Source organism: Paenibacillus sp. S02 (genome assembly GCF_019454065.1).
GTDB classification, from domain to species: domain Bacteria; phylum Bacillota; class Bacilli; order Paenibacillales; family Paenibacillaceae; genus Paenibacillus; species Paenibacillus polymyxa_B.
Window position 1 is genome coordinate 5,361,885 of sequence record NZ_CP073682.1, and the last position, 23,570, is coordinate 5,385,454.

Annotated in this window: 13 protein-coding genes; 2 read left to right on the top strand and 11 right to left on the bottom strand. The window is 44.2% G+C overall.

Going from position 1 to position 23,570, the window contains the following annotated elements:
• From KAI36_RS23955 to KAI36_RS23970, 4 genes are read right to left on the bottom strand one after another with little or no spacing between them, the layout of a single operon-like run.
• Nucleotides 1-1,497, bottom strand: a complete 1,497-nt coding sequence (locus KAI36_RS23955; protein ID WP_220026188.1) for a protein kinase family protein — start codon at nt 1,495-1,497, stop codon at nt 1-3.
• Nucleotides 1,497-2,486 (bottom strand): class I SAM-dependent methyltransferase, encoded by a 990-nt coding sequence (locus tag KAI36_RS23960; protein ID WP_220026189.1) that lies wholly within the window; start codon nt 2,484-2,486, stop codon nt 1,497-1,499. The genes KAI36_RS23955 and KAI36_RS23960 overlap by 1 nt, the downstream gene beginning before the upstream one ends.
• A gap of 4 nt (nt 2,487-2,490) precedes the next feature.
• Nucleotides 2,491-3,795, bottom strand: a complete 1,305-nt coding sequence (locus KAI36_RS23965) for an ABC transporter ATP-binding protein (RefSeq protein ID WP_220026190.1) — start codon at nt 3,793-3,795, stop codon at nt 2,491-2,493.
• Complete coding sequence (locus KAI36_RS23970) at nt 3,792-4,595, bottom strand: ABC transporter permease (RefSeq protein WP_025723433.1); 804 nt, start codon at nt 4,593-4,595, stop codon at nt 3,792-3,794. Before KAI36_RS23970 ends, KAI36_RS23965 begins: the two co-directional genes overlap by 4 nt.
• Before the next feature lie 136 nt (nt 4,596-4,731).
• Between KAI36_RS23970 and KAI36_RS23975 the strand changes: the two genes are divergently transcribed.
• Entirely contained in the window at nt 4,732-7,188 is a 2,457-nt protein-coding gene (locus KAI36_RS23975; RefSeq protein WP_220026191.1) for an O-antigen ligase family protein, read from the top strand.
• Between the two features lie 83 nt (nt 7,189-7,271).
• Here KAI36_RS23975 and galU read toward each other — a convergent pair whose 3' ends face one another.
• From galU to KAI36_RS23995, 4 genes are all read right to left on the bottom strand, one after another.
• The gene (gene galU / locus KAI36_RS23980; RefSeq protein ID WP_025723431.1) at nt 7,272-8,153 is read right to left on the bottom strand and encodes a UTP--glucose-1-phosphate uridylyltransferase GalU; all 882 of its coding nucleotides are present in this window, start codon (nt 8,151-8,153) and stop codon (nt 7,272-7,274) included.
• Between the two features lie 196 nt (nt 8,154-8,349).
• Nucleotides 8,350-10,860: a U32 family peptidase gene (locus KAI36_RS23985; RefSeq protein WP_076294074.1), complete on the bottom strand. Its 2,511-nt coding sequence runs from the start codon at nt 10,858-10,860 to the stop codon at nt 8,350-8,352.
• Nucleotides 10,861-11,620: 760 nt separating this feature from the next.
• Entirely contained in the window at nt 11,621-13,534 is a 1,914-nt protein-coding gene (locus tag KAI36_RS23990) for a stalk domain-containing protein (RefSeq protein ID WP_220026192.1), read from the bottom strand.
• Between the two features lie 49 nt (nt 13,535-13,583).
• Nucleotides 13,584-14,828, bottom strand: coding sequence for a S1C family serine protease (locus KAI36_RS23995; protein WP_025723428.1), 1,245 nt, complete (start codon nt 14,826-14,828; stop codon nt 13,584-13,586).
• A gap of 362 nt (nt 14,829-15,190) precedes the next feature.
• Between KAI36_RS23995 and KAI36_RS24000 the strand changes: the two genes are divergently transcribed.
• Nucleotides 15,191-16,816 carry a nitrite/sulfite reductase gene (locus KAI36_RS24000; RefSeq protein ID WP_220026193.1) on the top strand — a complete coding sequence of 542 codons (1,626 nt, stop codon included), beginning with the start codon at nt 15,191-15,193 and terminating at the stop codon, nt 16,814-16,816.
• Nucleotides 16,817-16,929: 113 nt separating this feature from the next.
• On the opposite strand, the gene KAI36_RS24005 is transcribed toward KAI36_RS24000, so the two are convergent.
• The 3 genes from KAI36_RS24005 to uvrB all read right to left on the bottom strand — a co-directional run bounded on the left by KAI36_RS24005 (nt 16,930) and on the right by uvrB (nt 23,570).
• Nucleotides 16,930-18,141 carry a hypothetical protein gene (locus tag KAI36_RS24005; RefSeq protein ID WP_220026194.1) on the bottom strand — a complete coding sequence of 404 codons (1,212 nt, stop codon included), beginning with the start codon at nt 18,139-18,141 and terminating at the stop codon, nt 16,930-16,932.
• Nucleotides 18,142-18,544: 403 nt separating this feature from the next.
• On the bottom strand, nt 18,545-21,406 hold the full coding sequence (uvrA, locus tag KAI36_RS24010; protein ID WP_071643233.1) for an excinuclease ABC subunit UvrA: 2,862 nt from the start codon (nt 21,404-21,406) through the stop codon (nt 18,545-18,547).
• Between the two features lie 172 nt (nt 21,407-21,578).
• Entirely contained in the window at nt 21,579-23,570 is a 1,992-nt protein-coding gene (gene uvrB / locus KAI36_RS24015) for an excinuclease ABC subunit UvrB (protein WP_068938857.1), read from the bottom strand.

Below are 23,570 nucleotides of genomic sequence, written 5' to 3' on the forward strand. Positions count from 1 at the left end.
TCACCTTTTTCTGAATTCTTGTAAAGCTCTAACTATAGGATTCTGATTTAGTTTTTCTTGTAAGCTCGCAATAAGCTGTTCATTCTGCAGCAACTGCGCTTTCAAGTCTGCAAGTGTTTGTTCTTTTTGTGAGATATCCTCTTGTAAAACTGCTGCATGCTCATCTTTTTCTTTTATTGAATCATGGCATAAGGAGATATAGCGATTATTCTCCTCTAATTGTCCATCTTTCTCAGTAATTGTAGCATGGCACTGTTCAATATATTCAGTGTTTTTCAACAGTTCCTTGTCTTTCTCGGCTACCACCTTATGACAATGCTCTATATATTCGAGGTTTTGTGCCAGTTGTTGATCTTTTTCCTGAATTGCGGCTTCGTAATTTGCAATTACATTTTGGCACTTACCATACTCAATTCTAACCTCTTCATTAGTCATTTCAACTACTTTACTCTCATAAACAGCCAAATTAACTTCATTATTTTGCAAAACATCCAGCGAGATAGTCAACAGATTATTGGTTTGCATAACAAAGTCATCATTAATAAAGTCAGTTTCATCTATTTGAAGTTGTAAATTACTCAACAAAAATAATGACATATAATAAAAAAATGATTCTTGCTTATAATCCTCAATCGTGCCCTCTAAAAACTTTTGAACTATTCTCTGTGTGATTTCATTTTCCACAAAAAAATGATAGAAGCTCGCCTCACATGAAAGGCCACGGAACAAATTCAATTCATAAAGTAAATAAAAATAATAAAAACTAAATCTTAATGGATCTAGAAAATAGCTTTTAGAAGGGATACTGAATTCAAAATCAATAAGGCTGAGTTCCCCTTTATCTACCAATATATTGGATGGGGTTAAATCAAAATGCACCATTTTTGTCGGCTGGTCGGTTTCCTTATCAACCTCAACCAGCTTATTTAATATTTTACGATTATTATCAGACAAACTTAATAAAGAAGTTAACTCACTATAGTTTTCTAATGCTTTGTGTGCGTAGTTACTATTATCATCTATTTCTAGAATCGGTATCTCTATATTTGCAAAGCGATTCAGTAAGACTCCAGTATTTAGAAAGTCTGAACGAACATGATCAATAACATCTTCTAAATTATTTAAAGAAAGCTTGTTGACTGTCCGCTGCAATCTGGACTTAAGGGAAATGCCTGACTTAAATTCTTCAAATGAAACATAACGATTGTTGATTCTTAACAAATCAAAAGGTTGAGGAGCTTGACCCCAACCACTTATTTTATCAAGAATTTTATATTCACTAACGATCTTCTCATGGCGTCCCTTACGATCCCTTAAAAATTTAGCAACTAGGGTAGGCTTGGCTTCGTGGTTTTTAAAAATAAGCACTGTGCATTTTCCATGCGTAATCTTTTTCCCCTGAGGATTAGATAATAAAAGAAATTGAAGTGTCGAAGGCTTAATTTCGAAAAATCGGTTCCAGTTTGTTTCTACATAATTTTTAATCTGAGGTATCATTAGTTCTCCTCCTTACGAGCAAAGATACTATAAGAAGCAGGAAATGGACTTAACTGTTCATATTCGATTAGAAACTTCTCCAAATCATTTACACGTTCACTAATTGAAGAGCTGGATTTTGTGTAACGTAAAAATTCGACTAAATAGCTTGATACGTTTTTTTCGGACAGACTGTACAGAAACTCAATCCTTTTGTAATCTGGATGCGGATAAAAAAAGTCAATGTTACTGAATCCTGAAATCTCCAACAGTTGCTGATAACCCTGCTTTGTGTACGTATAAGTACTATATTCATTTTTATTCCACTTTAAACTTATTTCATTGGCTTCTTCTCTACTCAAATAACTAATATATTTGATACCCGTATGATCGTCAGGTTCGCCAAGCAAATATTTTAGCCCCAGAGCGTTTTCAATCCCAATGTATAGATAGCCTCCAGGTTTGAGTAAACTGTAAGCTATTCTTAAAGCCTCATTCTGTCTTTCTTGTGGATTCTGGCCCAGATCATTAAGTCCCACCCACTCTAATACCCCATTAAAGGAAACTAAGTCAAAACTCGCTTCTTTAAAAGGATGCTTAAATATGTCCGCGTGAATAACCGTAGTATTTTCTATATTCTCTTGCTTTGCTCTGGTAGACAGAAATTGAAGACGGTCTAAGGTTCCATCCAATGCAACAACATGTTTAATATTACGTGCAAGCGGAATGGAAATAGTCCCCCAGCCAGCCCCAATATCCAGTGCTACTGAATCTTCAGTTAACGGCAATAGATACTGCCAATCTGCTCTGGATTCATCTGTAATGATATTGAATAAAAAAGGATTATCGTAAAAATTTTCCTTAACAGCCGTTCTCCATCCTTTAGAGATACATTCAGCAACTAGTTTACTCATCCGCTTATTATCTAAGTCAGAATAATAATGTCCACTTTCAGAACATAAATAAATTCCTTCATGTATAGGATAAATTTGTTTGAATAAATCATTCATAAGATCACTCCGAGTTCTCTAAAGTTAAGTTATTCATTACTTTGCTTACGTTTATTTCAACTTTAGGATCTACAAGGCCAGCTGCTTTTTTAGTTTCTGCAACTTTAAAAGTTAAAACATCATATCTTCTATCCATAACTACGATATTATCATCAACTAATTCAATAAATCCCAAAGACACTACATAATCTCCTGCATTTAATATTGTGTTTTGAGTAAAGACGACATTTAAAATATCATCCTTCTTATAATCTTTTAAATCCAAACCCTCGAAGCTAGTATTTGTTCCGGTTATTTCGACCCCCGAAACAGTTTTAATTGTATAGGCAGCAAGTGAAGAATAAGTATCCTTATAATATTGAAGTTTAAGAGAAATTGTTATTTTTTCTCCATGTCTGTAAATTCTTGATTTATTCCCATTCTCGCCATCTAACTTAAAGGATATAATCTTCCCTTCTCCATTGCCATATCTATACTCTGAAGGAGCTTGTTCGCTATCCAACAATTTTGATTCACCCAAAATAGGTATATCTTTACCTTTTTCTGCTGGCTTAGTGCCTCTCACTCCATTTTCCATCTCAGCAATTAGTTTAGTATATACATTTATGACATGATTCGGATGTCCCTGCTCAATAAGTTCCCCTTTATAAATTAGAACCGCTTCATCACAAAATTGTTTAACTAGTCCCAAACTGTGAGTTACGAATAATATAGTGACACCCTTTTCTTTTAGTTCCTCAAACTTTCTAAAACATTTCCTTTGAAAACTCTCATCTCCTACTGCGAGTGCCTCATCAACAATGAGAATGTCAGGGTCCACATTGATGGCAACCGCAAATGCCAACCTCACATACATACCACTGCTGTATGTTTTAACAGATCTATCAATAAAATCGCCAATTTGAGCAAATTCAATTATTTCATCTATCTTCGTTTCAATCTCCTTTTTCTCTACTCCTAGTATTGAAGCATATAAAAATATATTCTCCCTCCCAGTATAATCTGGGTTAAAACCCGCACCAAGTTCTAACAGTGCAGATATCCTACCTTTCACGTTAAAATATCCAGATGTAGGTTGCAAAATCCCTGTGAGGATTTGAAGAAGTGTGCTTTTCCCAGAACCATTAGGACCAACTATACCGCATGTTTTCCCTTTTTCCACTTTAAAAGAAATTCCTTTCAAAGCGTTTATTTCAGTATTTTTTTTCCCTAAATTAAAGATCTCAAGCAATTTATGATAAGGCTTATTGTATACTTTATATGTCTTCGTTATATTTCCAATTTCTATTGCCAATTCATTTTTTATCATAGTACATCAACAAATCCTTTTTTCGATTTTTGGAATATATATTGCCCCAAACAAAACACTATAATTGAAAAAGTATAAAGATAAATAAGTTCCCTGTCCTCAATGAACTGTAATTTAAACAAAGCATCTCTTATTCCTTGTACCACATGTATTAACGGATTCCAGAAAAACCAACCTTGGAATTTTTGTGGTACAACATGTATAGGATATATAATTGCACTAGCATAAAAAACAATATTTAAAACTACACTTACAATCTGTCCCAAATCTCTAAAGAAAACATTTAAACTGGCACATAACCAGCAGAATCCAAGAGTAAACAACACCAAAGGGAATATATATACCAATACATACAGTAACGAAAGGCCCGAGACATGTTGACCTAAGAAAAACATTCCGCCAATTAATATTAGAAAACCGATCAGAAAATTCACCGCGTTAGAAAGCAACAAAGAAATCGGCAAAATTTCAGAAGGAAATACTGTTTTCTTAATTAAGTTACTATTATCAAGCACAACTGAGGTAGCGCGGCTAAGAGTTTCCGAAAAGAAAATCCATGGGAGCAACCCTGCGAACATCCACAGTGTAAAATTATTGGTTCCCAGTTCCACACCTACTCTCATTTTTAGCATCCATGAGAAAACAAGTGAGTAGACTGCAAGAGTTGTCAACGGGTGGATGATTGACCACAAGAAACCCATCATGGAACCTTGATAGCGATTTTTCAGATCCTTGACCATAAAATTTTTAATAAGATATTTATGGTTAAAAATACTTTTTAATGTTGTTCTTAAATACATTCTCAATATCTCTTCTTCCTATAATTAAGTTTTTAATTTAAATGAGTTAGCATGTCCTTGATATACTGCTAGTTGGTTCCAAAGCGTCATTATGCTAAAATGTTGACGTATCTACAAGAAAAGGAGATTGTAAACCTTGTCGAATCCAGTATACGGGAAACAGGCCAAAACGTCGACCCGTGACGATAAAAGGCCGGCTATGTTTTGGGTGTTAATTGTTGGCATGATTCTGTTTTTAGCTTGGGCTCCCTTCCAGGCTGCACTTTTTAATGGGCAAATGCTCGATTTTGAAAAGCCTCTCTATTGGGCTGTTATCATCGCCTCGATTCTGTTGATCCTGGCAATCGTATCTTATTATAAGAAATTCAAGCTGGAAGAGCAAAGGGATTGGCTGGCTGTATTAGTACTGCTGCTTCCCCTGTCTTATGTGCTTTCACTGACTTCAGCAGCTTCGCATTACCTGGCCATGAATATGGTGGTGGTACAGTGCATATATGCCGCTCTGTTTATCATCTCAATCTATCTACTCCAGGATCGCTTAGGCAATAAGATTATTCACAATCTGATTATGACTGTTGCTTATGTCATTGTAGGCTTTGGCTTTATTAACTGGTTTGGACAGTGGGTACTTGCCGGCAAGATGGTAGGCTGGTTTACCCAATATGTATATCAGTATCGTTATACCAATGCAGTTATGACAGATACAAATGGTCTCCGGCTGACATCAGTGTTTCAATATGCGAATACATATGCGGCCTTTCTAATGGCTTTCCTATTCGCTGCCGTTTTCTGTCTGATGAAATCAAAGCTATGGTATGGCAAGGCTATTCACGGCTTCATGTTGGTACCTATTCTGGTCTCGCTGTTCCTGACCTTGTCACGGGGCGGTCTGGTTATGTTGCCAGTCGTTTTCGTACTGCTCTTGCTCTTCTTTAAACCAGCACGTCAGATTATATGGATTTTGCATTGTGCCATTGCTGGTGTAGCGTCAATATCTATCTTGGCGCCAATTACAAATATGGGCTTACAACTCAACAAGACCTACAACGGCGGAGAGGCTGCGAAGGCTTGGGGGTTACTTATTGGTGTCTCCCTGGCTGTAGCTGTCGTACTGTGGCTTGTTGAACGTTATCTGGCACCAAAGTTGGAAAGTGCCCTCAAAGGATGGGCCTCCCGCAAGTTATCCAACCTGTGGCTACCTGTCGGATCAGTTGTGGTGATTGGCATGCTGGCTTTTCTGTTTATTGGAACTGGCCTGCGCAGCGTACTACCAGAAAACGTCCAGGTCCGGTTTGAAAATATCAATTTCCGGCAGCATAGTGTACTGGAACGACTTGTATTCTATCAGGATGCTGCCAAATTGATTAAAGATCATCCTGTTATTGGCACCGGCGGCGGCGGTTGGGCTACTTTATACGAGAAATACCAAGATTATCCTTACACAAGCCGTCAGGCCCATAACTTCTTCATGCAGTATCTGGTTGAAGTTGGTATTCTCGGTTTTGTAATTTTCATGTCATTCATCTTATATATTTTCTACAAATATATCCGTAACTATATTAGACAAAATGATGAAGATCGGGATTCTCACTTTCTGTATCTCATTTTGGCGCTTTCGATCTTACTTCATAGCTTGCTAGACTTTAATCTGAGTTACGTGTTCATGGGCATACTAGTATTTATGAGTCTTGGTGGTATGGCTGCTGCTATGGACAGTAAACTTCTTAGACGCTTGTCCATGAGTACTTCCGGTTTCCGAATCATGTATAGTGCAGTCATCGGCATTCTAAGCATTGTGGTGCTTTTTGCAGGTCTCCGCTTCGTGCAATCGGCCAATGCTGCCACATCTGCCAAACAGATCATGGCGGTCAGCACATCTTTTGAGGAAATCCAAAATGCCATTAATAAGGATCTTGAACTTCGTCCTACGCACCCAGATTCGGTTATAAGATTGGCTGCACTGTACAAGAATGTGTATGATCAAACGAAAAAAGAGGAATTTTATAACGCTGCAATAGAGGTACTTAATACGGGCCTGAAGGCAGAACCGTATAATAAAATCATGTATAACTCCAAAGTTAACCTTTTAAAAGCAAAAGGTGAGCATGAGCAAGCCTTCAGTATTTTGGAAAATAACATTTCCAACTTTGTCTGGGACAATGACTGGTACAATATGTTGATTACCCAAGCTTACACTATTGGTAATAAGGCACATGAGCAGAAAGACACAGCCAAGGAACAGAAATATTTCCAAGCAGGTCTCGCTGCTTATCAGAAGGTTCTGGATGGGGTAGCTCATATTAAGACGGTTCCACCTGAAATTGAGTTGACACGTACTTTTGAAGTAACTCCGGGTATTGCGCTCAGTACTGGAAAAATTGAGTTCATGTCAGGTAAGCCTGCTGAGGCTGCAAGCATCCTCAAAAACGGCTTGAAAGACGACCTGAGCGACGCTACAAATCGTGAGATTGCTCGATATTATATCGTCGCTCTGCAAAAGCAAGGGCAGGATGACAAAGCATTGTACGATAAACTAATAAAAGCTGATCCGACGGAAAAAGAGCAAATTGCTCAGTTGAAATCGGAGAAATAGTAAAAAAAAAGAGACTATCAGATGATGTTATATCATCCGGTAGTCTCTTTCTTATATTAATAAAGTGAGGTTGGGTGAGATGTCTATTTTTGTTGATCAATCTTTTCAATAACCTGTCTCATATAAGCCAGTACTTCATCCTTGATTTCGTTATGCTGCAGAGCATAATGAATAGTAGTTTCAATGAATCCCAATTTCTCGCCAACATCATGGCGATTGCCGTCAAATTCATAGGCCAGGATCGGATTCTTTTCTCCCAGTTTGGACAATGCGTCTGTCAACTGAATCTCGCCGCCTACTCCCGCAGATTGCTGACCCAGGATATCAAAAATATCAGGCGTCAAGATATAACGTCCCATAATCGCCAAGTTGGAGGTTGCTTCTTCCTTCTTTGGCTTTTCTACCAATCGTTCCGCCTCAGAGATTTTGGAAGTCAGTGCATGACCTTCAACTATGCCGTAACGATGTACCTCGTTCCAATCCACTTGTTTTACACCTACAACAGAACGCTGATACTCATCGAACACGTCAATCATCTGTTTGAGGCATGGGTTCTCAGACTCAACGATGTCATCCCCTAAAAGGACGGCAAAAGGTTCATCACCGATAAACTTACGTGCACACCAAATTGCGTGTCCCAACCCTTTAGGTTCCTTTTGACGTATATAGTGAATATCTGCCATCTCTGATGGTTTACGCACTTCATTGAGCAGGTTCCATTTTTCCTTCGCAGTCAAATTATGTTCCAGCTCAAAGGAGTAGTCAAAATGATCCTCAATCGCCCTTTTGCCTTTACCAGTAACGATAATGATATCCTCTATACCAGATGCAACAGCCTCTTCAATAATATATTGAATCGTTGGTTTGTCTACGATTGGAAGCATCTCTTTCGGCATCGCTTTTGTAGCAGGAAGGAACCGGGTTCCTAATCCCGCAGCAGGGATAATCGCTTTACGGATTTTCATAGGTTAAAACTCCTTTGTCTTCAATATAACGGATAGATATACTGTCTATGATTATAACAGGAAGATAGATGAATTTGATAGGTTAAAGAAGAAGACATCTTCCCTCAAAGAGAACATGTCTTCTAATCACTTGCTTTCTATATGAATATATTATGCTGCCGGAATCTTTCTGGCTCCCGAACAAATATACAGTTATTTACTTCACCAGCTGCCCACGTGTAACACCCAACTGATTCGTTGCTTTAAGCGTCTTCCATACTTGTGTTCCGCTGATTTCTCCGCGCAGGGCACGGTTATAGAGATCAATAACCTCATGCACTTGCTCCGGTGTCTCCTCCAAAAATTCCACGCGGTAACGGGACACGCCCAGCTCCAGGAAGTTGGACAGGTATTCCGCGCCGGATTGCTCAATCGCGTTGTATACCGTGTTGCGGCAGCCTTCGTCCACACGGACCGGATGAGACATACCAATTCGATCACGCAGGGATGCGCGATGGTCCTCACACGGACGTCCACAGTTGGTGTAGTCGGTGCCTTCACTCATAAAGGTACAGTATACGCAATGTTCAGTATGGAACATTGGCATATGCTGCTGGATCACAATCTCCAGCTTATCGGTACGCGTACGTCTGAGCATATCGACCATTTGCTGAATGTTCAGATCATACGAAGGCGTAACCAAGTCGCAGCCGGAATCCAGGAACAGATCAGCCGCTTTATGATTGGCTATATTCAGCGAGAAGTCACCAATCAATTGCGGGTGATGTGCGTCCGGGTTCTCCAACCGATGTCGCAAGTAGAAATAGAGTGCCCCTGGATTGCGTACCAACACAGCATCCGGCTTCAGGCGCAGGATGTTGTTGTGGTAGCCATTTTCACCCGGCATGTGAATACGCGGGGTCGCTAGCGCAATTCGGCGGCCTACAGCATGCACAGCCTCTACAGCTGCCGGGAATTGCTTGATGAATTCGAAGTCGGCGTAAATGAATTCCACGCCGGCCTCAAGCGCAGCCTCCACCTGAGGGAGGCTGCGGCACAGCGCGGTCAGCTCTGCCTGACCGCGTGCTACAGACGATGCCGGAGTCGATGCATCGTCATACACCTCGACCGTCCGCTTCGTGTACACGGGCGGTTTGGGGCGCTCGCCCGCGAGCAGTTCCACCGCCTGACGGCGGATACCGTTCAGCTCGCGCATCGGCACGATGACGTCCCCATGCAGATGGACGTCCAGCTCTTCCAGCTGGAACACCGTTCCGCCCAGTCGTCCGAACTGCTCTTCGAGCAGTTCGTGCGTCATCGGACGCTTCTGGGCAATCTCCAGCTCCAGCTCGGAATCCACGCGGACCGTTGTGCCCTTCTGCACGTCAGTCCACCATGTCGACAGCGGTTGCCCTGGGGATCCGCTGACCCGCACATGTACCGGGAAGACCCGATACGGCTTGTCCGTGTCATATGACTGGCGCAGACGCTTGTCCAGCGCCGGGTCGTTGGTCTTCCAAATGCGGTCGCCCACGTGTACACGGCGCAGATCCACATCGTTGCGTCCCGCTACGATGTCAATGATCCAGCCTTCTCCGGCTTCGCCTTCAATCTTCACGCCCTTGCGACGGATATCGTATACGCGTCCGCCTTCTTCTTTTTGCGTGGGATCTCCCGCATCGAATACAATACCATCGCCACGCTTGAGCGGTGCATCAATACGGCACACTACGCCATCACGAAGAATTTGTTCCACTCGGCCCAGATACACACCCCGGCTTTTCGGGAACGTACCGTCAACCAGCTTCTTGTTATTGGTTCCTTCGAGAAAACCGTGCGTAAAGCCGCGTGAAAAGCTCTGCTGCAGCTCGCGGATATCTTCTTTGCTGGTCTTGGACGTATCGCCATCAAAATACTTATCAATGGCCTTGCGGTACTTGCTGACCACATTCGCCACATATTCAGGTGTTTTCAGTCGCCCTTCAATTTTAAAAGAAACAACACCCGCGTCGATCAGTTCAGGCATCAAGTCGATCGCTGCTAGATCCTTAGGTGACAGCAGATACGTCACATCCGCCATTGGTTTCTGCTCTCCATCCACCATCAGATCGTAAGGCAAACGACATGCCTGTGCACACTCACCACGGTTAGCAGAGCGTCCGCCCCACATTTCTGAAGTCAGGCATTGGCCAGAATAAGATACGCATAACGCTCCATGTACGAATACCTCCATTGGAAGTCTCGCCTGATCGCCTATTTTTTGGATCTGTTTCAAGTTGTTTTCGCGTCCAAGCACGACCCGTTCCATATTGTACGGCTTTGTAAACTCTACCGCTTCCGGCGAGGTAATCGTCATTTGGGTAGAACCATGAATCGGAAAATCCGGTGAAATGTCGCGGATCATTTTCACCAAGCCCATATCCTGGACAATTAAGGCATCGACTCCAGCATCAATACAGGCATCGACCAGCTCCTTAGCGTCCTCTAACTCGTTTTCAAATACCAATATATTGAATGTTAAAAAACCTTTAACCCCATAGCTATGCAAAAACGCCATAATTTCAGGCAGTTCCTCCATACGGAAATTATTCGCCCGTGCCCGTGCGTTGAACTTTTCCACCCCGAAAAAGATCGCATCAGCCCCGTTTGCCACCGCCGCACGCATACAATCCCAGTCACCGGCTGGTGCCAGAAGCTCAACATCTTCTCTTCGTACTACTGATTTCATCTTTGTCCTCCCTATATGGAGAAATAACTGATTAACCTTGAGCTAAACGTTATTTTCCAGAGCAGCGATGCTGCTTATTTTATAGCCTATGAATTATCATCCTATCCGATCATCCCCACTCTGAACCACTGGCTCGAGGGATAAATGGCATCCAACTCAAAAAATCCGCATCACGAACATTTGCGGCATAATCATTCTTATCTTGTAACTAATCTAGTGTACCAGACTGCGCCCCAAGCTTCTACACTTTCCAAGCGATTCCTCGTAAAAATCTCTTACTAAAACATAAAAAACACCCCCATTCCCGTCAAACGGTACTTTGGAGGTGAAGAATCATATAAAACAAGAGGAACAACGAAGTAAACAGTGCTATCCAGCAAGAAGCCAAATGGAGATGGAGACTAGGCAACTTAGACGCGCTAGTAGGCCTAAGCCTTTTAGAAAAAGGCATCCTTGTGGTGATACCAGCGTACTAGACATGAATCCGAGAAAAGGCGTTCGCAGGTCTAGGTACCGTAAATAGCTGCCTTCGCTCTTCCCTGCTTACCTCACTCTTTAAAAAGATTGGAAATCTTATGGCGGGCGCCAGCGAAGCGGGTCATTTGAATCCGAAGAAGCGTCAGCGTTCGCCTTTGACCTGGGATTCTTACATATTAAACCCTTATACAATCCAAGAATCCCGGGTCAACAGCGATCGTAGGATCAAATGGCACGCGTAGCCTCTTCCCGCCATACCTCCCGAATCTTTTATCCACACCCTCTACTTCACAAAATTAAACGAATTTAACGTTGAATCCAGTGCATTAGACTGTACAGCCGTGTTGTTCGCATCATTCAATGTCGTTGTCACAGTATACGTTTTTCCATCACGTTCCAAAACCAATTGGTGGCCTGTGTAGCCAATGCCTTCCTCTATACGATGGAATGTAAAGGACACTGCCGGAACACCAGCAAACGTTACGTCCTTAACCTCCTCAACTTTGAGGTTTTTGTAATTCTTTGCTTGCTTATCGTAGAAGTCCTTGAGCTGGGATACCGTTAGTTCAAATGACTGGTCGTTGTCGATTTTGACGGAAAAACGTCCTCCAGTAAACTGGTACTCTACATCGCCCAATTCAAATTGATCGCTAATCGCGGTCCAATATCGTGGGATATTCACCGTATATTCATAGGCTTTTGACGTCTTTTTGACCGTTTTCGTTTTATCTGTCAAATAGTCGTCTTCTTCCAACTGTCCAAAGTTACTCGCTACGGTTTGAAAATCGATTTGAAGCGAGGAAATGAGCGCGTTGAACTGATCATTTCCTTTGCTTACTTTTTCAGGAACTGCGTATTCAGCCAAATAGCGGTATCCATTTTGCTGAATCAGCACATTGTACTCCTTGACCCAACCATCGCCAAAATTATAACGGTACTCCTGTACTAACCCTTGAACGCCTGCAACCTCCAACGGATACGTCTTCTGTGCCTCATAAGCCGTGGACACAAAGGAATCGCCCAGCCATTTTTGCAGCTGCTGGCCCCAGTTCTCCAACTTTCCATCCGCTGGAGCCGAGGTTATTTTCATGCGGAAGCTCGATCCATCATTACTTTCATATTGCATTCGTTGATCGTCCATTTTCCAGCCTGCGGGTATGCTGAGTGACACACCGTAGTCTGGATTCCCGGCCTCGCGTGTGCCTCCTACGACAGTGGACAAGTCTTTAATACTTTTATCCTGCGCATTAAAAGAGGTCTTGAAGGAATTTAAGAGTCCTGCATACTGGGCCAGATCTTTATAATTCGTTGCTTTAGCATCAGAAAAATAAACTACATACAATCGTCCGTTGTCATAGTACTGACGATTTTCCCACAATACGCCGTCCCCATCCTTCGTAATGACACGAGCATAAGGTACCTTCGCTTTCGGGAAGGATTTTCGATCGATCACAGTTTCTCCCGTTTCCTTGGCTGCCTGCACTAATTGTTGCAACAGATCGTCCGCATTCAGTGGAACCGGCTGTGACGCTGTGTGCACCTCCATATAGTAGGCACTGTTCTCATCCATAAAAGTGGAGATACTCTCATCTCCACCTCCCTGACCGATGACGAGACCTGTTGGATAGTTCATAGACCAGCCATAGTAACTGTTCCCGATCTGCGTCTTGCCCTCATCATTATCAATGTTCGGTGTCTCTTCAGCTACCGTGCCCGCCTCTTCTTGTGCTTCCATCCGAATAATGATTCCGGCGCCGCTCTTCTCCAACTTACCGCCAAGCCCTTCTGCTACTTGACGCAGAGGCACCATGAGAATACCTGATGACATTTCCGGTGGAGCTGGAAGTGTCACCTTGTGACCTCTCACCCAAGCAGTACGGCTACCAATGGTCAGCGATACAACATGAGTTCCGCTAGTGATTTTAACCACATTATCTTCAGCCAATCGAATTTTGCTGTTAAATGCCTTTTTAAAAATACCAGCTGGAACCATCAGTGCACCACTTTTGGAATAGGGCTTCGTGATATTTGCATTTTGGCCGTTTACGACGGCTGTATTGCTGCCGCTTTGCAGACGCAATTCCAACATATTTTTATCTTGATCTGCTGCAACTGCTGGCAAAGCGGAAAGCAGAAGGGACAATGCGACAGCGCCGACCCCCAGCTTACGCATCATTTTTCTTTGAATATGCTTCACAGTAAATCTCCCTTTAGCTTTATTTTATAGATTCAAGAGCCGTTATTGTTCACTTTCCAGTAGTTGCCCCTTGAGCTGGCTCCGATGTTTCCTTAGAAGGCGCTATGCCACCATCTTCAGCGGCTTCCGAACCGTTCGAATCTTCACCATCTTCTCCAGACTGAATGGACTCATAGATTTCACCATTATCCTGTGTCAGTACCAGCTTGCGCTTCACAATATCACCGTCCGACTGCATAAGCACATTCACCGTTTGACCCGGTTGATAGTTTTTAAGTAGCTCATTGACGTCAATGGCCGAAGCTACACGCTTACCGTTAATACTATACAGCTCATCGCCTTCCTTGATTTTGGCCTGAACGGCATTGGCTGAAGTAATTTTCGTTACTTTCAAAGGATCCTCGGTAGGCAATCCGACGATAGCTGACCAGCTCTCTTCCAGCCCTAGACCAAGACTGGCGCGCCGAACCTCTCCGTATTTGAAAAATTGGCCGATGACATATTTCACCGTATCCGACGGAATCGAAAAGCCCATATTTTCAATACCGACCGCCGAGAATTTCATCGTATTGATCCCGATAACCTCACCCTTGAGATTGACCAGTGGACCGCCGCTGTTACCAGGATTGATCGCGGTATCGCTTTGGATCAAACGATAAGCAGCATTGACACCACGATTCAGCCCGCTAACAACACCCGAGGTTGCCGAATTGCGAAGTGAAAAGGATATAGGCGTACCAATAGCCACTACCTGCTCACCTACCTGTAGACTGTTCGTTGAAGCTGCCAAGGTAGCGGGTTTGAGGCCGCTTGCCTTGATTTTGACTAATGCCAAATCACTGATCGGATCGCTGTAGCTGTCGGTGATTCCGTAAGATTTTCCGTCCGAGGTTACGACCACGGCATCACCTAATCCTTCGATAACATGCGCATTCGTCACAATCCATCCATCTGTACGAATGATGACACCCGTCCCGTGAGCCAGATTGTAGCGATCTCCTCCCGCTACGGTCTCTCCCGTGGCTGAACGGCCAATGATACCGACCACAGAAGGAGATACATTTTTAACAACCTGCGGCACACGGTCGGCCGATAACGTATATGTACCATTTGCGCTGTTATATGCGCCGCTGGTTCCTAATGCTTTATTCATATCGCTTACGTTAACATAGACCCCACCATTAATGACTTTGGCCTTTAACGCAGTTCCACTGCTAGCTGCACCTGCCGTTCCAGAAACACATAGAGCGCTGCCCAAAGCCAGAACAACTGCCCTTTTCCCCATCTTACGCATATACCCTCACCATTTCCTCTCTTACATGACCCTGTTCTATCAGTTAGTCCAAATCTACCATAGAGGGGACACGCATACAATCGCTTTAAGCCCTATCTTTTTCTAAAAAAGCGTCGTTTGCCACATCCCTGTCCTCTCATGCTATTTATATTATAAATTTTCCAAATCCTTATATCAAAAAAATAAGCAAAAACGATAAATAATCGTTATACCAATTAGGTCATTCCTTCGTTTACGGGCATAACCAACTATGATACCATCACATTATATCTTAGTTTTATTGTCGGAAATAAAGAATGAAATCGTGAGTCCTCTATCCAAAACACTAAAGTATAAATAAGCACTTAAAGGAGGTTAAAAGAATGGCCTACGAACCAATCTGGAACGCTCATCCCGATAAGCTTAACAAATTCGAGTTGGTCAAGCTGGAAAAGGACGGTCTCGACGTTATCCGTACCATTATCGAAAACTATGCCAACGATGGCTATGATTCGATCTCTGCGGACGATATGGACCGTTTCAAATGGGCTGGGGTATATCAGCAAAAGCCTAAGGATGGTCATTTCATGATGCGGGTCCGCATCAATACAGGGATCATGACTTCAGCACAGGCACATGCATTGGCAGACATCTCCGCGCTATACGGACGCGGTCTTGTGGATGTCACCACTCGCCAGGCTATTCAATTTCACTGGCTGACGGTCGAAAGCTTGCCCGATATTTTTGAAAGACTGGAAAAAGTCAATTTGTATTCCTTTGAAGCCTGTGGAGACTGCCCGCGTACCATTGTCGGTAATCCGCTGGCTGGCATCGATCCCAATGAATTGGTGGATACCCAGGAGATTGTAGATGAAGTAAATCGTTTTTTCTTATTAAATCGAGACTTCTCCAATCTGCCGCGTAAGTACAAAATGTCTATCTCCGGTAATACGTACAACAATGCACAGGCTGAAATTAACGACCTGTCCTTCACTCCGGCCACCAAGATCCTCGACGGAAAAGAAGTGGTCGGCTTCCATGTGATGGTTGGTGGAGGTTTGTCCGCCAAGCCGCATATGGCACAGTCTCTGGATTTGTTTGTTCGTCCTGAGGAAGTACTGAAGGTTGCTATTGCTGTCACCACCATTTTCCGTGATTACGGCTATCGGGAAAAGCGGCACCATGCCCGCTTGAAATTCCTCGTTGCCGATTGGGGCCCGGACAAATTTCTGGCTAAGCTCACCGAGTACATCGGTGAAATGCCCGGACGAGGTGAGGACAAAACAATTGGCTGGCAAGCCGCCTATTTTGACGGTGTGCATCCTCAAGCCCAAAAAGGCCTGAACTATGTCGGTCTGAACGTGCCTGTGGGTCGCCTTAGTGCTGACGAGTTGCATGAACTGGCCGACCTGGCTGACCGCTATGGCGATGGTCAGATTCGTACCACGATGTCGCAAAATATTTTACTGAGCGGCGTGCCGAATGAGCAAGTGGATGAACTACTGGAAGCCCCCGTGCTGCAACGCCTGACACCACAGCCCAAGCATTTTATGAGCCGTACGGTATCGTGCACAGGAAATGAGTTTTGCAATCTGGCGATTGTGGAAACCAAAAAACGGGCGGTTGACGTTGCCGAGTATTTGGATCAGCACGTACAATTGGATGAAAAGGTGCGCATTCATTTTATCGGTTGCCCGAATTCCTGCGGTCAAAAGCATATTGCGGACATTGGTCTGCAAGGCTCGCTCATAAAGACACCAGAAGGATTGGTCGATGCGTTCGACATCGCTGTCGGCGGAGCGCTTGGAGCAGGCGCCCAGTTTAACAAAGCGCTCAAAGGTCGCGTACGCGGGGATCAGGTTGGACCTGTACTGGCAGAGCTCATTCTGTTCTACAAAGAAAACAGGAGCGCTGGCGAAAGCTTTTACGCATATGTACAGCGTGTAGGGATTCCGACTTTTCAGGAAAAGCTGTCTGCTATTTTACAGTCCAGCCACGTTGCATCCTAAATATAGAGTCTATTAACAGCCTGCTTGTATGACATATACAAGCAGGCTGTTTCTTATCCTCATGAAGCCCCACAATATCGTTTTTCTCACTTTCAAAAAAAAAAGACACCGGATTACTCCGGTATCAATATTTTCGCAAAATCGAGTACTGTTGGCTTATGAGCGCCTGTTGTAGATGTCACCACTGCGTAGCCTGAAGGTATCTTATATATCAATCCCGTATCATACCGGATGCCGAAGGAATTATCCTCCTTATAATGAGTCCTCGTTTCCCACACCTTTGTACCGTTTCCTTTCAAGCCTGTAATGGTGATGCCATGCATCTTCGTGGTTTTACCCAGTGGATCATATTGATCACTGAACTGGACATACAACTGCTCCTCAGGCAGATACACCCGGTCAGCCGCATAGTCCTCTGTATTACTAAATAATTGCAGACCATTACTTAGCACCTGTGTACGCTTGCTGTTTCCTTTAAGCCCTGTTACAGCAATATGACCGCTCGGCAACTCACGTACTGCGGCAATTTCTTTACCTGATCCTAAGTCCAGATGGATGTCACGGATATCGCGACCATATACATCTGTTTGTACCCCAACGGGACCATCTGAGCTGTTCAAAAGCGCATAATATCCATTGTGACTGCCGACCAGCCAACCCGAGGTCACTCCGGCCGTCGTTCGATTCCATTGTAGATCGCCAGCTTCAGTGTATTTGAGTACAGTGAAGGACTGTTCCGCAAGGTTTAGATAGGAGACCAGGAAACTGCCATCCTCCAGTGGCTCCAAACCAACCTGAGAATCCTGTCCATGAGATATCAAGCCATCTGTGGGTAATGTTTTGGACCACAAGGTGTTTCCATCCTCGTCCAATCGTGAAGCCTGCACATCTCGTGTTCCGTTCGGTTTTGTATAATCAATCAGAAACAGCAAGCCCCCATCCGACGTCTCCCGCTGGACTCCACTGCTGCTTGTTCCGGGTTGTACGTTCAGATCCTGCTGATGTTTCCATACAGCCTCCACAGAACTATCCAGCTTGCCATATGTGACGTGTACTACACTTGCTTCTGTATCGTCCTCGACATTCAGCATAAAGAACCCACCATTCGCTGCGGGTTGAATGTAATTGTGAGCGTTTCCTAAATCTTTAATACTGCCAATTGCCACACTTGTTTCGATTTCGGCTTGTTTGGGCGCAAACGCCTCGGACACCTCGGAGGCATAGGACGGTGCAGCACTATATCCCATCAAACATGCCGCCAAAGCAGCTCCAGCTGCCCATGAATATACACGTGTACGTAAAACTCTACTTTGCTTAATCTTCAAGCGTTCCAGCTCCCTTCATGACTTCCTCAGAGATGTGGTATGAACCTTAGATGTGATAAAACTTCAGACGGTTTCGCTTCAACTTGTAATGGTTGTCACGCGGGCACGGAACTTCGTATGATGCTATATAATCATGAGTTATATATTTACCTCTTCAAGCCCGAGCCTAAACACCCAAAACTCCAGAGACTACTCAGAGACTTTCTGTCGATGAATATACGTATATACTTATTATTCCAGCGCTTGGTAAACTATGTGTCACATGCTTTAACGCAGGAATTTGATAAAAGTTTTCTTTTTTTACAAAAAAAATAAAACCCTACCAAGACGAAGGCATCAATACACTAGTTCGTATTCTGCCTTCCTGCCTGTGCAGGGTTTTAAATCGTACGTTAAACGGTATCTATAGATCGACTGTCTGAAGCGCTTGACTACGCTGGGTATCCCGTTCAAGGATCGGCTTTAAGTATCGACCTGTATAGGATTCTTCGACTTTCACGAGCTGCTCCGGTGTCCCGGTAGCCAAGATCGTTCCACCGCCACTTCCGCCTTCCGGTCCTAAATCAATCAGATAATCGGCTGTTTTAATCACATCCAGATTATGCTCAATGACCAGCACCGTCTCTCCTGAATCAACCAAACGATGCAGCACCGTCAATAATCGGTCAATATCGTGAACATGCAGGCCGGTTGTCGGCTCGTCCAAAATATAAATGGTTTTGCCCGTACTGCGACGATACAATTCGGAGGCCAGCTTCACACGCTGTGCTTCACCACCAGACAAGGTAGTCGCAGGCTGACCCAGCTTGATATACCCCAAACCTACATCCATCAGTGTCTGGATCTTGCGATGAATCTTCGGAATATTTACAAAAAACTCCGTTGCATCCTCTACCGTCATCTCCAGCACATCGGCAATACTTTTCCCTTTGTATTTAACCTCTAGGGTCTCCCGGTTATAACGCTTGCCTTTGCATACTTCGCATGGAACATACACATCCGGCAAAAAATGCATCTCAATCTTGATGATGCCGTCGCCTCTACAAGCTTCACAACGACCTCCCTTAACGTTAAAGCTAAAGCGGCCTTTCTTGTAGCCTCGTACTTTGGCCTCGTTCGTCTGCGAGAATAAGTCACGGATATCATCAAATACACCAGTATATGTTGCAGGATTGGAACGCGGTGTACGGCCAATTGGCGATTGATCGATCTCAACAACCTTTTCGATATGTTCTAGTCCGCGAATTTCTTTATGCTGCCCTGGACGTACTCTCGCCCGGTTCAGATCACGCGCTAACGTTTTGTACAAAATTTCATTGACCAGCGTCGATTTTCCAGAGCCAGATACACCAGTAACAGCTGAGAAAACACCCAACGGAATTTTGACATTCACATTTTTGAGATTGTTCTCCTTGGCTCCGCGAATCTCCAGCCATTTATCAGCAGGCTTGCGCCGCTCGGTATTGACCGGAATGAACTTGCGTCCGCTCAAATACTGCCCGGTTAAGGAATTCGGGTCTTCCATAACTTCCTGCGGGGTCCCCTGCGACATGATCATCCCACCATGGATTCCAGCTCCTGGCCCGATATCAATGATATAGTCCGCCGCCATCATCGTATCTTCGTCATGCTCCACCACGATCAACGTATTGCCAAGATTCCGCATATGCTCCAAAGCACTTATCAAACGGTCATTATCTCGCTGATGCAGTCCGATACTAGGCTCGTCCAAAATATAAAGCACGCCCATCAGACTGGACCCGATCTGTGTCGCCAGTCGGATACGCTGTGCCTCACCGCCTGACAACGTCCCTGCCGCACGGCTTAAAGTCAGGTATTCCAGACCAACGTTAACGAGGAATCCCAGGCGGCTGTTAATTTCTTTTAAAATGAGATTGGCAATCGACTTCTCCTTCTCACTCAGCTCCAGTGTATGGAAAAAGTTTGAGGCTTCACCGATAGACAAAGCTGTCACAAAAGCTATATTACGCTCTTGAATGGTTACCGACAGACTTTCTTTTTTCAGTCGGTGTCCCTTACAAGTGTTACATGGCTTCGCACTCATAAAGCCTTCAATAAATTCACGTATACCCTCAGAAGCCGTATCACGATAACGACGCTCCAGATTGGGGATAATCCCCTCAAAGGTCACATAGGCTTCCTTACGTTGACCAAAATCATTCTCATAGCGGAAACGGATCTTCTGCTCACCCGTTCCATGTAAAATGAGGTTCATTTGCTCTGTTGTCAATTGACTAACAGGAATGTCCTGCGGAATACCATAGTGCTCGCATACTGACTGTAAAAATTGAGGATAATAAGTGGAAGTTCCGCCACTCCAAGCCTGAAAAGCCCCATCCTCGACACTTTTTTCAGGATCGGGAATGAGCAAATCAGGGTCAACTACCATTTTAACTCCTAACCCGTCACAATCTGGACAAGCGCCAAACGGACTATTAAAGGAAAACATTCTTGGAGACAGTTCATCTATGCTGAATCCACAAATAGGGCATGCAAAGTTGGAGCTGAACCGCAACTCCTCTTGCCCCATAATGTCTACAAGCAACTGCCCACCTGAAAGATTCAGTGCCGTCTCAATAGAGTCAGACAGACGCGCACGCACATCTTCCTTGACTACGATGCGGTCTACGACCACTTCAATCGAGTGCTTCTTGTTCTTTTCCAGCTCAATCTTCTCAGACAATTCACGTAGTTCTCCATTCACACGTACCCGTACAAAGCCCTGCTTGGCTATATCCGTGAACAGTGTTTTATGCTCACCTTTGCGGCCGGATACCAATGGAGCCAGAATCTGCAGTCTTGTCTTTTCAGGATATTGCAAAATGCGGTCTACCATCTGTTCAACGGTCTGTGAAGTGATTTCAATGCCATGTTCAGGACAATGAGGATGACCCACCCGGGCAAACAACAACCGCAGGTAGTCATAGATTTCGGTAACCGTTCCGACGGTAGAACGCGGATTCCGACTTGTCGTTTTTTGGTCAATGGAAATGGCAGGAGACAGACCGTCAATCGAATCAACGTCTGGTTTCTCCATTTGCCCGAGGAATTGACGGGCATACGCAGATAAAGATTCCACATACCGACGTTGCCCTTCCGCATAGATCGTATCGAAAGCCAGTGACGATTTACCTGAGCCGCTAAGCCCTGTCAGGACGACGAACTTGTCCCGTGGAATCGTCACGTCAATATTTTTGAGATTATGCGCGCGTGCGCCTTTGATGATGATGCTTTCATTCGCCAAATGTTTCATCTCCTTAGCCGTAGTTCACGTCATGCTATATCGCATTGGATTATCCCATGGAAGTGATATATCGCAAAGAGAACGACCACATAGGCCGCCCTCACTATTTTTAAAAGCAAAGCAATCAAACATTTTATTTTCATATGTTTTGCTTCTAGCTTATTCTCAATGTTTAATCAGCTCGCAACTCCAGCAAAGCATCACGTAGCTCGGCTGCCCGCTCGAACTGTAGGTTCTTGGCGGCGTCTTTCATCTCTGCTTCCAGACGCTGAATGAGTGATTGACGCTCCTTCTTGGAAAGTTTACCCGTCTCATTAGGAAGGTAATCATTCTTTGACTCTGCCACCTTAGTTGCTTCAATAACATCACGAATCTTTTTACGGATGGTTTGCGGGGTAATCCCATGTTCTTCATTATACTGAATTTGAATCGCACGACGACGTTCCGTTTCCTTTAGCGCCTTATCCATAGAATCGGTAATCTTATCGCCGTACATAATAACACGACCGTCACTGTTCCGTGCTGCCCGTCCGATCGTCTGAATCAGAGAGCGCTCAGAACGCAGGAAGCCTTCTTTGTCCGCATCCAAAATCGCCACCAGCGATACTTCCGGCAAATCAAGACCTTCCCGCAACAGATTGATCCCGATTAGCACGTCGAAGGTCCCCAGACGAAGATCACGCAAAATAGCCATCCGCTCCAACGTCTTAATCTCGGAGTGCATATACCGAACCTTGATGCCTACTTCTTTTAAATAGTCAGTCAAATCTTCAGACATCTTCTTCGTAAGTGTGGTCACCAGTACCCGTTCCTCACGTTCCATGCGAAGCCGTATTTCATTAATGAGATCGTCAATCTGTCCCTTGCTCGGACGCACCTCAATAATCGGATCAAGGAGTCCGGTAGGACGAATAATCTGCTGTACCATCGTTTCGCATTTCTCCATCTCATAGGGTCCTGGAGTAGCCGATACATAGACGATTTGACTTACCTTGTCCTCGAACTCTTCAAACTTCAACGGACGATTATCCAATGCAGATGGCAAACGAAATCCATGTTCTACCAGTACATTCTTACGTGCTTGGTCACCGTTATACATGGCACGAATCTGCGGCAACGTAACATGGGACTCGTCAATGACGATCAGCATATCATCCGGGAAATAATCCATCAGCGTATATGGTGTTGCTCCTCGCTCGCGGAATGTCAGTGGACCTGAATAATTCTCAACACCGGAACAAAAGCCAACCTCTTTCATCATCTCGATATCATAGCGGGTACGTTGCTCCAAACGTTGCGCCTCTAACAGCTTCCCTTGCTCCTTCAACTCCGCTAACCGTTCTTCAAGCTCACGTTCAATGTTGACCAATGCTACCTTCATCGTATCCTCATGAGTAACGAAGTGAGATGCCGGGAAAATGGCAATATGATCACGTTCACCGATCAATTCACCCGTAAGCACATTAATCTCGGTAATTCGTTCAATTTCATCCCCGAACAGTTCTACACGTATAGCGTGTTCCCCGTGGGAAGCCGGGAATATCTCGACAACATCCCCCCGTACACGGAAAGTACCCCGCACGAAGTTGATATCGTTCCGCTGATATTGAATATCGACCAAGCGGGACAAAATCTGATTGCGGGGTTTCTCCATGCCGACTCTAAGCGAAAGCAGCAAGCTTGAATATTCTTTCGGGGAACCCAAACCATAAATGCAGGAGACACTCGCTACAATAATAACGTCACGACGCTCAAACAGAGAGCTTGTCGCTGAGTGGCGAAGTTTATCAATCTCCTCATTGATGCTGGAATCCTTCTCAATATACGTATCGGAAGACGGGATGTATGCTTCCGGTTGATAGTAATCATAGTAGCTGACAAAATAATCGACTGAGTTATTCGGAAAAAACTCTTTAAACTCACTCGCCAGTTGAGCAGCCAAAGTCTTATTATGTGCAATAACCAGCGTAGGCCGATTCAACTTGGCAATGGTCTGTGCGATGGTAAACGTCTTACCTGTTCCCGTAGCACCCAATAGCGTTTGATGCTTCTTTCCTTCTGCAATTCCCTCTACCAATTCAAAAATGGCCTGAGGCTGATCGCCTTGAGGTTGGAATTCCGACTGAATTTCAAAAGTCTTATCGCTAACAACGATATCACTCAT

Coding starts and splice junctions, on each gene's coding strand:
- KAI36_RS23960 (WP_220026189.1), bottom strand. CDS start 2,486: ATGAATGATTTATTCAAACAAATTTATCCTATACATGAAGGAATTTAT.
- KAI36_RS23985 (WP_076294074.1), bottom strand. CDS start 10,860: ATGAAATCAGTAGTACGAAGAGAAGATGTTGAGCTTCTGGCACCAGCC.
- galU (WP_025723431.1), bottom strand. CDS start 8,153: ATGAAAATCCGTAAAGCGATTATCCCTGCTGCGGGATTAGGAACCCGG.
- KAI36_RS23970 (WP_025723433.1), bottom strand. CDS start 4,595: ATGTATTTAAGAACAACATTAAAAAGTATTTTTAACCATAAATATCTT.
- KAI36_RS23955 (WP_220026188.1), bottom strand. CDS start 1,497: ATGATACCTCAGATTAAAAATTATGTAGAAACAAACTGGAACCGATTT.
- KAI36_RS23965 (WP_220026190.1), bottom strand. CDS start 3,795: ATGATAAAAAATGAATTGGCAATAGAAATTGGAAATATAACGAAGACA.
- KAI36_RS24000 (WP_220026193.1), top strand. CDS start 15,191: ATGGCCTACGAACCAATCTGGAACGCTCATCCCGATAAGCTTAACAAA.
- uvrB (WP_068938857.1), bottom strand. CDS start 23,570: ATGAGTGATATCGTTGTTAGCGATAAGACTTTTGAAATTCAGTCGGAA.
- KAI36_RS23995 (WP_025723428.1), bottom strand. CDS start 14,828: ATGCGTAAGATGGGGAAAAGGGCAGTTGTTCTGGCTTTGGGCAGCGCT.